The following is an 11,899-nucleotide window of genomic DNA, read 5'->3' on the forward strand; positions in this document are numbered from 1 at the left end:
CTCAGGCCAGCCCGTATTCCTTGAGCTTCTTGCGCAAGGTGGCGCGGTGGATGCCCAGCAGCGCGGCGGCGCGGCTCTGGTTGCCTTCGCAATGGTTGAGCACTTCCACGAACAACGGGATCTCCATCTCGCGCAGCACGATCTCGTACACGTCGTCGGCGTCGCAGCCGTCGAGGTCGCGCAGGTAGCGGCGGACCGATTGCGCCACGTGTTCGCGCAGCGGCGGCTTCGGCGCGCCGCGACTGGAGTCAGGACGAGTGGTGGCGGCGTTCAAGTTCGACGGATCCCCGGATGACAGCGGCGCCGGACGGCAGGAGGGCCGGCGCGGGGGGACGAGTCTAGCGCGTGGCCTGCGCCGCTGCCATGGCGTAGTGCCCGAACGCAGCGTTCTCAGTGGAAATCGAAACTGAATGCCGCCGTCTCGGCGGCCGGTTCGCGCACCTGGAACGCGATCTGTGCGCTCTGTCCCGGCGCCAGTGTGGCGCTGTCCGGCCGTGCGCGCCCCAGGTACTCCTGCGGGCGCAGCACGCGGCTGCCGATGGTGCGGCCGTCGGCGTCGGCCAGCGACAGTTGCAGCAGCGGCCAGGCCTGCGCCCAGCGCGCGTCGTTGCGGAAGGTCGCCTGCACCTGCAGGGTGCCGGCGTGGCCGGGCAACGGCCGCACCTCGCGGCTGAGCATGGTGAAGGCGGCCGGCTCGCGCCAGGCCGGCACGCTGCAGCGCAGGACCTGGCAGACCCCGGCCACCCACGGCCGCCAGCGCGGGTCGGCGCCCAGGCGCTGGCGATCGGCGATCAGGATCTGCAGCGCCAGCAGCAGGCCCAGCCCAGCCAGTGCGATCCACTGCCAGGGCGCGGCACGCAGCACCGGGCGGCGTTCGCGCGGGCCATGCAGGAAGCTGGGCGCGGCGGCGGCGGACATTGGCGAGGGGGGGGCGGTCGCGGGGGACGCGACCGTGGCCGGTGCCAGTGCCGGGTCCGTCGCCGACGCGGGCGGCAGTGCTTCCAGGTCGCCCGCGTCAGGTGCGGCGTGGACCGCGCCGGCCTCCTCTTCGGCCGGCGTCACGTTCGCAGACGCTGGCGAGACGCTCGACGCCACGGGCGGCGCTGCAGTGTCGGTCAGCGACGTCGCGGGTGCCGACGTGTCACCGCCCGCCGCCGGCGCGACCGGGGTCTCGCCCTGTGTGGCGGACGGATCGGGCTGACGCAGCAAGGTGGCGAGGCTGGGACGGGGCGGAGTGCGATCGGGCATGCGCGCGGGCGACGACGGCGAGAGCCGTATTCAAGCACGCGCCGGCGGGATCTGCAGTGCGCTGCCGGCGGATCGCGGCCTTTCTCAGCGCTGGACGCTCTACGGCGCGAGGGGCCCGCGGCGTGCTCAGCGCGACTTGCGGGTGTCGAGCAGGTCCAGCAGGCCGGCGCGCTGACGCGGGCTCAGGCTGTCGAAGCGCTCCAGCAGGCGCAGTTGCTGGTCGGTGAACTGGTAGTGGTTGGGCAGCTCGCCGATGGCCGCGGCGTCCGCCGCCATCGGTTCGCCGAACACGCGCTCGCCACGGCCGGTGGCCAGGTACTCGAAATGCAGCCCGCTGCGGCGGGCCAGGGCGATCAGGTGCTCCAGCGCCGGCGCGGTGCCTTCGGCCATTTCCCACTGCGCCACGGCGCTGCGGGTCACGCCCAGGTCCAGCGCCAGGGCCTCCTGGGTGAGGCCGGTGAGCTTGCGCGCTTCGCGCACCCGTTCGTACAACTTGCTGTTCACACGCACCTCCGCAGGGGAGGCGAGATATAGCCGCGCCGGCCACTGCGCTTGGTTCGCGGCGCTGTCCATCAGTGAAATGTTAGCGATACTGTCCTCGGCGCAATGGGGCTGCTGGCCTTGAGGTGGGCCACGCCGCGGCGTGGCCGTGCCCCGGTTCAGTCCCGGCGCACGCCGTCGATGCGCATCCAGTCGCCGTCCTGTTCGGTGCGCAGCTGAGCGAACCACGGGGCGTAGCGCTGCAGCAGCTCCTGTTCCTGGCCATGCAGGATGCCGGACAGGGCGATGCGCCCGCCCGGCGCCACGCGCGCGGCCAGGGTCGGCGCCAGCGCATCCAGTGCCGAGGCCAGGATGTTGGCCACCACCACCGGATAGGTCGCGGCCGGCTCGTCGGCCGGCAGGTACACCGCCAGGCGCTCGCCCACGTCGTTGCGTTCGGCGTTGTCGTGGCTGGCCAGCAGCGCCTGCGGGTCGTTGTCCACGCCCACCGCGGCGGCGGCGCCCAGCTTCAGCGCGGCCAGCGCCAGGATTCCCGAGCCGCAGCCGAAATCGAGCACGCGCGCCTGCGCCAGGACGCCGTCGGTGGCCAGCGCATCCAGCCAGCGCAGGCACAGCGCGGTGGTCGGGTGGGTGCCGGAGCCGAACGCCAGGCCCGGGTCCAGGCGCACCACCGCGGCGTCGGTGCCGCGGGCGTCCTCGGGCAGGTCGTGGTTCCACGGCACGATGAAGGTGCGCGCGCCGAAGCGCATCGGTTGGAACTGGTCCAGCCAGGCCCGTTCCCAGTCCTGGTCGTCGACCTTGCGGAAGGTGGCCTGGGTCCAGTCCAGCCCGGGGTCGAACGCCTCCAGCGCGGCCAGCAGCACCAGCGCGTCCTGCTCCTCGGGGAACAGCGCGGTGAGCACCAGCGTGCCCCACAGCGGGGTCTCGCCCACGCCCGGTTCCAGGATCGCGCGTTCGTTGCTGGTGTCGGCGTCGGCATCGAGCAGGGTCACCGCCAGCGCGCCGACATCCTCCAGCGCGGTCTCGTAGCGGGGCTGGGTGGCGTCGGTGCAGCGCAGGGTCAGTTCGAGGAACGGCATCGGTCGGTGGGGCAATCAGGGGAAGCGCGCATCTTAGACGGGCGGCGGGCTTCGCGCTGGAGGCTGTCTTGCGGCGGAGCGGGGTACGGCACGCATTTCGGCCGGTTGCGAACACCTACGTCCAGCCGGCGCCGTTCGGAATGCGACACGCGACGGCGGTACGCGGCGTCGCGCTGGCCGCGCCGCGCCGGGCCGAACAGGGCCCAGCAATGCGTCCGGACGCTGCCGGGCCAGCACCGGCACTGCGATCTGCACCGCGCCGCCCGTGACGCTGTGCCGTTCGTCCTTGCCGCCGGTCCGCACGTCCATGCGCCGGGATCGCGGCACGCATTTGGCGCATGCCGCGGCCGTAGCCTGGGGTAGACTGCCGGCTCGCAGCGGCCGGGCGACAGGGGGTCCGGCTGCGCTTCTGCCCGTGGTCCGGCTCTTTCGCGCATGCCCGTCGTGTCCCGTCCAACCTGGCTGTTGCTGGCGCCCGCCGCGCTGTTGCTGGGCGTGGTCGCCTATCGCGTGCTGTCGCTGCCGGCTGCACCGGCGGCGGCGCCCGCGCCGGCGAGTGCGGTGGCGGCCGACGCCCACCCTGCGGCCGCGCCGGCCACGGCGCCGCGCCAGGCGTCGACGCCTGCGCGCGTGCGGGAGAAGAACGAAGGCGAACGCGGCGCCGACCTCTACCGCGCCGCGCAGCAACTGTCGATCGCCGCCGCGCACGGCGACCCCGAGGCGTCCTGGCGGCTCAGCCGCATCTACGACTACTGCGCCGGCTATGCGATGGACCCGGTCGGCTACGGCGCCGATACCCGCGCGATCGCCGACGCGCGCCTGCCGACCTCGGCGCAGATGGTGCAGGCGCGCGCTCGCGTCGGCCGCCGCTGCGCCGGCTTCGCGCCCGGCGACGGCCTGACCCGCCAGGCCATCGTGGCCCAGCGCGTGCAGGCCGCGCGCGGCGGCAACCTGGCCGCCGAAGCGGCGCTGCTGGCGCTGGGCCAGCCGTTGCATGCCGGCGCCGAGTACAAGCGCGACCTGGTCGCGCGGGTGCGCGCCTCCGGCGATCCCGATGCCTACGTGGCGCTGTCGCCGGCGATGGGCCTGGCCGCCAGCGGCGACGACAGCCTGGGCGGCAGCGTGGCCGGCACCCAGTTTTCCGAATTGGCCTGGCAGTTGGCCGCCTGCAGGCTGGGATTGGATTGCGGCCCGGACAGCGAGTTGATGACCCGCTATTGCGCCAACGGCGGGATCTGCTCGCGCGACCCCACCCAGGACTTCAGCAGTTTTGTTTATGACGCCGCGGTGCCGCGGCAAGGCACGGACACGATGAACGACATGGTCAATCGACTGGTGGACAGCAAGGGAGCAGGCTCATGAATTACCGGCGATGGCTGCACGGCGCCAAATTCTGGTTCTGGGTCCTGGCCTTCGTCGCCTATTCGGCGGCGGCGGCGGGCCTGTTGCTGATCGACACCGCCGAGCAGCGCTACCGCGGCCTGTCCAAGGTCGAACTGACCACCGCGCACGCCGCGCCGGACGTGCGCCGCGCCGGCGCCGCGCAGGTGGCGGCGATCTACCGCGCCAACAGCGGCATGCCGTTCTCCACCCTGGCCCCGGGCAGCACCTTCCAGATCGTCTGGCCGGACGGCTCCACCGAGACGGTGATGATCGTCAGCCCGACCTCGAGCCTGGGCGTGGAGCCGGTGGCGGGGACGCAGCAGGGGAAGTAGCCGGGAATGGGGAGTCGGGAATGGGGAATCGCAAGAGCGGGTTCCCGGCCCCCTCATTGCACTGCGCGGTGGTTGTCGCAACGATGTCGGCGACGAGCGCCGACGCGCTGCATCGAAGCCATTCGCTCCCGGGACCTATTCGTTCCGTCCCGATCCTGCGGCGAGGTCGCGGCCTTCACCGCCGAAACTCGGGAGCCGGCACTGCCGATTCCCGATTCCCGTTTCTCCATTCCCGGCTGTCAAACCAACGCGATCGACTTGTTCTTGCGCTCGGCCAGACGCTTTTCCAGGTAGTGGATGTTCTGGCCGCCGGCCTGGAAGCCCTTGTCGCGCATGATCCGCTGCTGCAGCGGGATGTTGGTCTTGATGCCGTCCACCACCATCTCGCTCAGCGCCACGCGCATGCGCGCGATCGCGGTCTCGCGGTCGGGGCCGTGCACGATCAGCTTGCCGATCATCGAGTCGTAGTTCGGCGGCACCTTGTAGCCGCTGTAGATGTGCGTGTCCACGCGCACGCCGGGGCCGCCGGGCGGGTGGAAGCCGGTGATCAGGCCCGGGTTGGGCATGAAGGTTTCCGGGTCCTCGGCGTTGATGCGGCACTCGATCGCATGGCCGCGCAGGACGATGTCCTTCTGCTTGATGCTGAGCTTGTGCCCGGCGGCGATGCGCAGCTGCTCGCAGACCAGGTCGATGCCGGTGATGCGCTCGGTGACCGGGTGCTCCACCTGGATGCGCGTGTTCATTTCGATGAAGTAGAAGCGCCCGTTCTCGAACAGGAACTCGAAGGTGCCGGCGCCGCGGTAGCCGATGCGGATGCAGGCGTCCACGCAGACCTTGCCGATCTCGTTGCGCAGTTCCTCGGTGATGCCCGGCGCCGGCGCTTCCTCCACCACCTTCTGGTGGCGGCGCTGCATCGAGCAGTCGCGCTCGCCCAGGTGGATGGCCCCGCCCTGGCCGTCGGCCAGCACCTGGATCTCCACGTGACGCGGATTCTCCAGGAACTTCTCCATGTACACCTGGTCGTTGCTGAAGGCGGCCTTGGCCTCGGACTTGGTGGTCTCGATGGCGGCCTTCAGCGCGGCCTCCGAATGCACCACGCGCATGCCGCGGCCGCCGCCGCCGCCGGCGGCCTTGATGATCACCGGGTAGCCGATCTCGCGGGCGATCTTGGTGTTGGCGACGATGTCCTCGCCCAGCGGGCCGCCCGAGCCGGGCACGCACGGCACGCCGGCGGCCTTCATCGCGCGGATCGCCTCGACCTTGTCGCCCATCAGGCGGATGGTGTCGGCCTTGGGCCCGATGAAGATGAAGCCGGACTGCTCCACGCGCTCGGCGAAGTCGGCGTTCTCCGACAGGAAGCCGTAGCCGGGGTGGATGGCCTGGGCATCGGTGACCTCGGCCGCGGCGATCAGCGCCGGGATGTTGAGGTAGCTCTCCGACGAGGGCGCCGGGCCGATGCACACCGACTCGTCGGCCATGGCCACGTGCTTGAGGTTGCGGTCCACGGTGGAATGCACCGCGACCGTGCGGATGCCGAGCGTATGGCACGCGCGCAGGATGCGCAGCGCGATTTCGCCGCGATTGGCGATGACGACTTTATCGAGCATGGGAAGGCCGGGAATTGGGAATGGAGAATCGGGAATGGAGGACGGCGTGCATCGTCAATCTCCGCGCTTGCTCAGAACATTCATCAATGCGGTCAGTTTGGCGAAGATCGTATCGATCAATCCGTCGAGTGCCGCGATGTCGGAGGTGTAGTCGAGCCGGCGCGCGATCTGCAGGTGCGTGCTGGCCTCGGACAGCGAGCCACGTGCGATCGACAGAAAACGCAGGTATTCGGGAGTGGAGCGGCGTGCCGCGCCTTCGGCGATGTTGGCGGGAATGCTGACCGCTGCGCGGCGCAGCTGCGCCGTCAGCCCGAAACGTTCCGTCGCCGGAAACGTTTCGGAGAGGCGGTAGATCATTTCCACCAGATCCATGGAGTCGCGCCAGACGTCGAGCCGCTCGTGCGGTCGCTTTGACGATTCCCCATTCTCCACTCCCGATTCCCGGCGTCTCAGCCAATCACAAACAACGGCTGGTCGAACTCCACCGGCTGGCCGCTTTCGCCCAGGATCGCGACGATGGTGCCGGAGACGTCGGCTTCGATCGGGTTGAACATCTTCATCGCCTCGATGATCGCCAGGGTCTCGCCGGCCTTGACCGCTTGGCCGACGCTGACGAAGGCCGGCTTGTCCGGGGCCGGGGAGGTGTAGAAGGTGCCGACCATCGGCGCGCGCAGCACGTGGCCCTCGGGCAGGGCGTTGCCGGGCTTGGCGCTGCCGCCGGTGGAGGCCTCGGTGGGCGAGCTCATCGGCATCGGTGCGGCCGCGGCCGGCGCGGCCGCCGGGGCGGCGGCCACGTACTGCGGCGCGCTGGCGGTCATGCCCTTGGGGGTGCGCGCCAGGCGCACGCTTTCCTCGCCTTCCTTGATCTCGATCTCGGCGAGATTCGATTCTTCCAGCAGGTCGATCAGTTTCTTGATTTTGCGGAGATCCATAACGGCCTCGTGAGGTGACTTTGAAAAAGACCGGGCGCGCGGCCCGGGGACTCAGACGGGGGTGTGCGGTGCCGGTTGGGTGTGGGCGCGGCTCATGCGGCCGCTCCCAGGCGGGTCAGCGCCGCGTCCATCGCGTAGCGGTAGCTGTCGGCGCCGAAGCCGCAGACCACACCGACCGCGTGGTCGCTGAAATAGCTGTGGTGGCGGAACGGCTCGCGGCTGTGCGGGTTGGACAGGTGGATCTCGATGAACGGGATCGCCACCGCCGCCAGCGCGTCGCGCAGCGCCACCGAGGTATGGGTGAAGGCCGCCGGGTTGATCAGGATGAAGGCGGTGCCGTCGCCGCGCGCGGCCTGCACCCGGTCCACCAGCACGTGCTCGGCGTTGGACTGCAGGCTCTCCAGCGCGTGACCGGCGGCGCTGGCCTGGGCCAGCAGCGCGGCATCGATCTGCGCCAGGGTGGCATGGCCGTACACGCCCGGCTCGCGGGTGCCGAGCAGGTTGAGGTTGGGGCCATGCAGCAGCAGCAGTCGCGCCATCGGGAACAAAGCAGCGGAAAGGGCGGCAGTCTGCGCGAAGCCGGCATTGCTGTCCAGTTAGGCGAAGTTGCGGGTGTTTTAAACAAATGTTTGATTTTTCGCCGGTCTGCGTCGCGTCAGCGCAGGCATGGCGGGCGGGCAACGGGCCGCGCCACTGCCTGCGGTTATGTCGCATCTTGTGCGGGCCATGCAAGTGTCGCTGCAGCATGGGACGGCCACAGTGCAGCGCCATCGCCACCGCGCGTCGACGCGCCGGCGGAAGTGGTATATACCATTTCAAAATCACTGAAATACCAGTCGAGGGTAGGCGCATGCGAACCGAGCGTATTGGCCGTTGTGGCCTTGGCCGCCACATCCTGGCGTTCGCGCTGCTGGCCGGGGCGACCGCGCCCGCGCTGGCGGCGGCGCCGGCCACCCTGCCGGCGGTGTACCCGACGCCGACCGCGCTGCGCCTGCTCGGGCCGGAGCTGCCGCTGGGGCCATCGGTGGTGCTGGTGCAGGCCGGCAAGGCCGACCCGGCCACCGACGCGCTGGTGCGCGCGGTGTTGCGCGAGGCCGGGGTTTCCCGCATCCGCCGCGCCAGCACGCTGCCGCACGACCCGCAGGCGGTGTCGGTGGTGCTCGGCACCGTCGACGCGGCGCCGGTGCGCGATGCGCTGGCCGCCGTCGACCTGGACGTGCCGGAACGCGCAGAAGGCTATGCGCTGGGTAGCGTGGCCAGCGGCGGTGCCACGCGGATCGTGCTGGCCGGCCGCGACGGCGCCGGCCTGTACCACGCGGCGCAGACCTTCCGGCAACTGGTCGCGCACGGGCGCATCGCCTCGGTGGCGGTGACCGACGCGCCGGCGATGCCGGTGCGCGGCACGATCGAGGGTTTCTACGGCAAACCCTGGAGCATGGCCGAGCGCGCCGCGCACCTGGCGTTCCTGGCGCGGTTCAAGGCCAACACCTACATCTACAGTCCGAAGGACGACGCCTTCGCGCGCGATCGCTGGCGCGCGCCGTACCCGGCGGCCACGCTGGCGGCGCTGGGCAAGCTGGCCGCGGTGGCCAATCGCGAGCACATCAACTTCGTCTACGCGCTCTCGCCGGGGCCGTCGATCTGCTACAGCGATGCGGCCGACCTGCAGGCGATCCGGCGCAAGTTCGCCGCGCTGCGCGCGCGCGGCGTGCGCAGCTTCTACATCGCCTTCGACGACATCGAATACACCAAGTGGAACTGCCCCGGCGACGCCACCGCGTTCGGCCCGGCCGGCGAGCAGGCCGCGGCCACTGCACAGGCGCAACTGCTCAACGCGGTGCAGGCGGACATCGCCGCGGCCGGCCACGGTGCGCTGATCATGGTGCCGACCGAGTACTACAACGTCACCGAGTCGCCGTACAAGGCGACCCTGCGCAAGGCGCTGGATCCGCGCGTGGTGGTGCAGTGGACCGGCACCGATGTGGTCCCGGCGTCGATCTCGGTCAGCGATGCGAAGAACGCGACCAAGGCGTTCGGGCGCAAGACCCTGCTGTGGGACAACTACCCGGTCAACGACTTCGCCGAGACCGCCGGGCGCCTGCTGCTGGCGCCGTACGACCGCCGCCAGGCCGGGCTGTCGACGGAGCTGAGCGGCATCGTGTCCAACCCGATGAACCAGGAAGTGGCCAGCCGGCCGGCGGTGGCCGGGCTGCTCGCCTTCGCCTGGAACGACCGCGGCTACGACGCGCAACGCACCTGGCGCGTGGCCGCCCGCGACCTGGCCGGTGGCGATGCGCAGGTCGCCGACGCGCTGCTGACCTTCTTCGACACCCAGCACCTGGCGCCGACCTTCGGGCATCTGCCCTGGCAGCCGCAGGCGCCGCGACTCAAGGCGTTGATCGATGCGACACGCGATGCGCTGGCCGACGGCGATCCGGCTGCCCGCAGCGCGGCGCTGGCCGCGCTGGGCCGCGCCGCCGACGACCTGGTGGCGGCACCGCAGCGCATCCGTGCCGGCACCACCACCGGCGCGTTCGTGGCCGAGGCAGCTCCATGGCTGGACGCGACCGCGCTATGGGGCCGCGCGCTGCGCCTGAGCGTGGACGGGCTGAACCAGGCGCTGGCCGGCGATCCGGCGGCCGAGCAGGCCTTCGCCACCGCCGGGCAACTCGCCGCGCAGGCCGCGGCGATCCCGTCCATCCCCGGCGCCACCCGCTTCGGCGGCCCGGTCAAGGTCGCCGACGGCGTGCTCGACACCTTCGTCGCCGATGCCCCCGGCCTGGTGCAGCGTCCGCCGGCGCGTTAGCGCCAGGATCGGCGCACCACGGCGCTCCTTGCCGACGGCTCACCTGTTGCGCGGCGGACGCCGGGTCCGGCGCGGCACCTTGCCGATGCGGCCCGCGCGGTGTCCGACACGAGGCGGCGGGCGGCGTCGTTGCCGGCGAGAACGCGCGGAGCTTGATCGGCCCCGCGGCGACGCCGCGCGAGGAGGCCGCAGCCGCGAGCCGCGAGGGTGGCGCCGTCGGTACGTGTGGACCGAGCGCTTCTGTGTCTGCCGCGGCGTCAGCGGCCTCCGGCTCGGCCTTGCCGATCGCCGTGCAGCCTGACTCATGGACATCGCCCATGTGCTGATGCCGCATTGCCATGGCGATCTGCGCACGCATTAACCGAGGGTTTACATCTCCGGCGGACATCCCGGGCACAAAGAACGCCCGACCGGCCAAGGTGCGAGCCATGCGAATTGCGATCATCGGCGCAGGATTCTGCGGCAACGTGCTGGCCGCGACGCTGGCCAGGCAGGGCGCCGCCCGCCACATCACCCTGGTCGGCGTGGCCGACACCTACGGCCGCGGCATCGCCTACGGTGCGGCGCGGCCGGAACACGTGTTGAACGTGCGCGCCAAGGACCTGGGCGTGGATCCGCAGGAGCCGGGCGGCTTCGCCGACGCCCTGCAGCTGGATGCCGCGCAACGCCTGCAGTTCCTGCCGCGGCTGCTGTACGGCCGCTACCTGCAGCAGCACCTGGACGACGCGCTGGCGGCGTCGCCGGTCGAGGTGGCGCGGGTGAGCGAGGAGGCGGTGGCGGTGGAACGCGATCCGGACGGCTTCCGCCTGTTCCTGGCCAATGGCGAGGCCGTGGTCGCCGACGTGGTGGTGCTGGCGATCGGCGCGCTGCCGCCGGCGGCGCTGCCGGGCATCGGCCCGCGCCTGGCGGTGCATCGCCGCTACATCGGTTGGCCGTGGCAGGACGGCGTGCTGGACGAGGTGCCGCCGCAGGCGCGGCTGTTGCTGGTCGGCACCGGCCTGACCATGGCCGATGTGGCCTTGACCCTGCGTTGGCGCGGACACCGCGGCCCGATCACCGCGCTGTCGCGGCGCGGCCTGGCGCCGCAGGCGCACCTGGCGGTGCCGGGCGCGCCGGTGAGCCTGCCGCCCAGCGTCGTGCAGGCGCTGCGCAGCTACGACCTGCGCGGCCTGGTGCGCAGCCTGCGCCAACTGACCACGGTGGTGGAGGACTGGCGCTGCGTGGTGGATGCGCTGCGTCCGCACCTGCAGCCGTTCTGGCAAGGCTTGGCGCCGGCGGCGCGCGCCCGCTTCCTGCGCCATCTGCGGCCGTACTGGGAAGCGGCGCGGCATCGGCTGGCGCCGGCCGCGGCGGCCGCGCTGGCGCAACTGCAGGCGCAGGGCCAGCTGCGCATCCGCGCCGGGCGCCTGCTGCGCGCGCGGCTCGGCGAGACCGCGGTGGAAGCGGTGATCCGCGATCGCGCCAGCAGCAACGCGCGCACCGAGGACTTCGACGTGCTGATCCGCGCCACCGGGCTGGACACCGACGTCGCCCGCACCAGCCATCCGCTGGTCGCCACGATGCGCGACGCCGGCCTGCTGCAGGCCGATCCGCTGGGCCTGGGGCTGCAGGTGGACGAGCGCCTGCGGGTGCGCGACGGCAGCGGCCATCCGGTCGCCGGGCTGTACTGCATCGGGCCGCTGCTGCGTGGCGTGCTGTGGGAGATCACCGCGGTGCCGGAACTGCGTACCGCCGCGCAGCGCCTGGCCGAGGAGCTGGCGACGCTGGCGCAGGTGCGGACCGGGAATGGCAGTGTTGGCGAAGCGCGGCAGCGGCAGGCGTTTTAGCGGACTGATCCGGTGCGGCGTGGACGTGGCGTGGGAGGCAACTCTCACGACGCTGCAGCGCGCTTTCCCGATAATCCAATGCGTCGGGACTGAAGTCCCTCCCACAGTGCACCCGGCAGGCTCGCCGCAAGCCGCTTGGGAGGCGCGAGGTGAGTCGCGACAGCGCTATCGGCAATGCGTCGCCG

The 11,899-nt window shown here is 71.5% G+C and carries 12 protein-coding genes; 4 read left to right on the plus strand and 8 right to left on the minus strand.

The features are described 5' to 3' along the window. Position 1 precedes the first annotated feature (1 nt). The 4 genes from fis to prmA all read right to left on the minus strand — a co-directional run bounded on the left by fis (position 2) and on the right by prmA (position 2,828). A complete protein-coding gene (gene fis / locus CEK69_RS04210; RefSeq protein WP_010343856.1) occupies positions 2-274 on the minus strand; it encodes a DNA-binding transcriptional regulator Fis in 273 nt (90 codons plus the stop codon). Between the two features lie 116 nt (positions 275-390). Beyond that, on the minus strand, positions 391-918 hold the full coding sequence (locus CEK69_RS21190) for a DUF3426 domain-containing protein (RefSeq protein ID WP_017916453.1): 528 nt from the start codon (positions 916-918) through the stop codon (positions 391-393). A 456-nt stretch (positions 919-1,374) separates the two neighbouring features. Further along, entirely contained in the window at positions 1,375-1,821 is a 447-nt protein-coding gene (locus CEK69_RS04220; protein ID WP_017911565.1) for a helix-turn-helix domain-containing protein, read from the minus strand. A gap of 86 nt (positions 1,822-1,907) precedes the next feature. After that, the gene (gene prmA / locus CEK69_RS04225) at positions 1,908-2,828 is read right to left on the minus strand and encodes a 50S ribosomal protein L11 methyltransferase (RefSeq protein ID WP_152244027.1); all 921 of its coding nucleotides are present in this window, start codon (positions 2,826-2,828) and stop codon (positions 1,908-1,910) included. A gap of 435 nt (positions 2,829-3,263) precedes the next feature. Between prmA and CEK69_RS04230 the strand changes: the two genes are divergently transcribed. Together CEK69_RS04230 and CEK69_RS04235 are read left to right on the plus strand one after the other, a co-directional pair. Continuing rightward, positions 3,264-4,190 carry a hypothetical protein gene (locus CEK69_RS04230; RefSeq protein WP_152244029.1) on the plus strand — a complete coding sequence of 309 codons (927 nt, stop codon included), beginning with the start codon at positions 3,264-3,266 and terminating at the stop codon, positions 4,188-4,190. Then, entirely contained in the window at positions 4,187-4,543 is a 357-nt protein-coding gene (locus CEK69_RS04235; protein ID WP_017911500.1) for a hypothetical protein, read from the plus strand. Before CEK69_RS04230 ends, CEK69_RS04235 begins: the two co-directional genes overlap by 4 nt. Before the next feature lie 239 nt (positions 4,544-4,782). Here the strand turns inward: CEK69_RS04235 and accC are convergent, their stop codons facing one another. The 4 genes from accC to aroQ form a co-directional block, all read right to left on the minus strand. Beyond that, positions 4,783-6,150, minus strand: coding sequence for an acetyl-CoA carboxylase biotin carboxylase subunit (accC, locus tag CEK69_RS04240; RefSeq protein ID WP_017911501.1), 1,368 nt, complete (start codon positions 6,148-6,150; stop codon positions 4,783-4,785). Between the two features lie 54 nt (positions 6,151-6,204). Next, positions 6,205-6,582 (minus strand): four helix bundle protein, encoded by a 378-nt coding sequence (locus tag CEK69_RS04245; protein ID WP_026143397.1) that lies wholly within the window; start codon positions 6,580-6,582, stop codon positions 6,205-6,207. 17 nt (positions 6,583-6,599) lie between these two features. Continuing rightward, complete coding sequence (gene accB / locus CEK69_RS04250; RefSeq protein WP_148827977.1) at positions 6,600-7,082, minus strand: acetyl-CoA carboxylase biotin carboxyl carrier protein; 483 nt, start codon at positions 7,080-7,082, stop codon at positions 6,600-6,602. A gap of 92 nt (positions 7,083-7,174) precedes the next feature. Beyond that, positions 7,175-7,621 carry a type II 3-dehydroquinate dehydratase gene (aroQ, locus tag CEK69_RS04255; protein ID WP_019801847.1) on the minus strand — a complete coding sequence of 149 codons (447 nt, stop codon included), beginning with the start codon at positions 7,619-7,621 and terminating at the stop codon, positions 7,175-7,177. 311 nt (positions 7,622-7,932) lie between these two features. Between aroQ and CEK69_RS04260 the strand changes: the two genes are divergently transcribed. Continuing rightward, on the plus strand, positions 7,933-9,888 hold the full coding sequence (locus CEK69_RS04260) for a beta-N-acetylglucosaminidase domain-containing protein (RefSeq protein ID WP_152244031.1): 1,956 nt from the start codon (positions 7,933-7,935) through the stop codon (positions 9,886-9,888). Between the two features lie 428 nt (positions 9,889-10,316). Beyond that, on the plus strand, positions 10,317-11,714 hold the full coding sequence (locus CEK69_RS04265) for an FAD/NAD(P)-binding protein (protein ID WP_193313888.1): 1,398 nt from the start codon (positions 10,317-10,319) through the stop codon (positions 11,712-11,714). Positions 11,715-11,899: the final 185 nt, after the last annotated feature.

The sequence above is a fragment of the Xanthomonas sp. LMG 12462 genome (genome assembly GCF_009192885.1).
GTDB classification, from domain to species: domain Bacteria; phylum Pseudomonadota; class Gammaproteobacteria; order Xanthomonadales; family Xanthomonadaceae; genus Xanthomonas_A; species Xanthomonas_A sontii.

Coding starts and splice junctions, on each gene's coding strand:
- CEK69_RS21190 (WP_017916453.1), bottom strand. CDS start 918: ATGTCCGCCGCCGCCGCGCCCAGCTTCCTGCATGGCCCGCGCGAACGC.
- CEK69_RS04220 (WP_017911565.1), bottom strand. CDS start 1,821: ATGGACAGCGCCGCGAACCAAGCGCAGTGGCCGGCGCGGCTATATCTC.
- prmA (WP_152244027.1), bottom strand. CDS start 2,828: ATGCCGTTCCTCGAACTGACCCTGCGCTGCACCGACGCCACCCAGCCC.
- CEK69_RS04230 (WP_152244029.1), top strand. CDS start 3,264: ATGCCCGTCGTGTCCCGTCCAACCTGGCTGTTGCTGGCGCCCGCCGCG.
- CEK69_RS04235 (WP_017911500.1), top strand. CDS start 4,187: ATGAATTACCGGCGATGGCTGCACGGCGCCAAATTCTGGTTCTGGGTC.
- accC (WP_017911501.1), bottom strand. CDS start 6,150: ATGCTCGATAAAGTCGTCATCGCCAATCGCGGCGAAATCGCGCTGCGC.
- accB (WP_148827977.1), bottom strand. CDS start 7,082: ATGGATCTCCGCAAAATCAAGAAACTGATCGACCTGCTGGAAGAATCG.
- aroQ (WP_019801847.1), bottom strand. CDS start 7,621: ATGGCGCGACTGCTGCTGCTGCATGGCCCCAACCTCAACCTGCTCGGC.
- CEK69_RS04260 (WP_152244031.1), top strand. CDS start 7,933: ATGCGAACCGAGCGTATTGGCCGTTGTGGCCTTGGCCGCCACATCCTG.
- CEK69_RS04265 (WP_193313888.1), top strand. CDS start 10,317: ATGCGAATTGCGATCATCGGCGCAGGATTCTGCGGCAACGTGCTGGCC.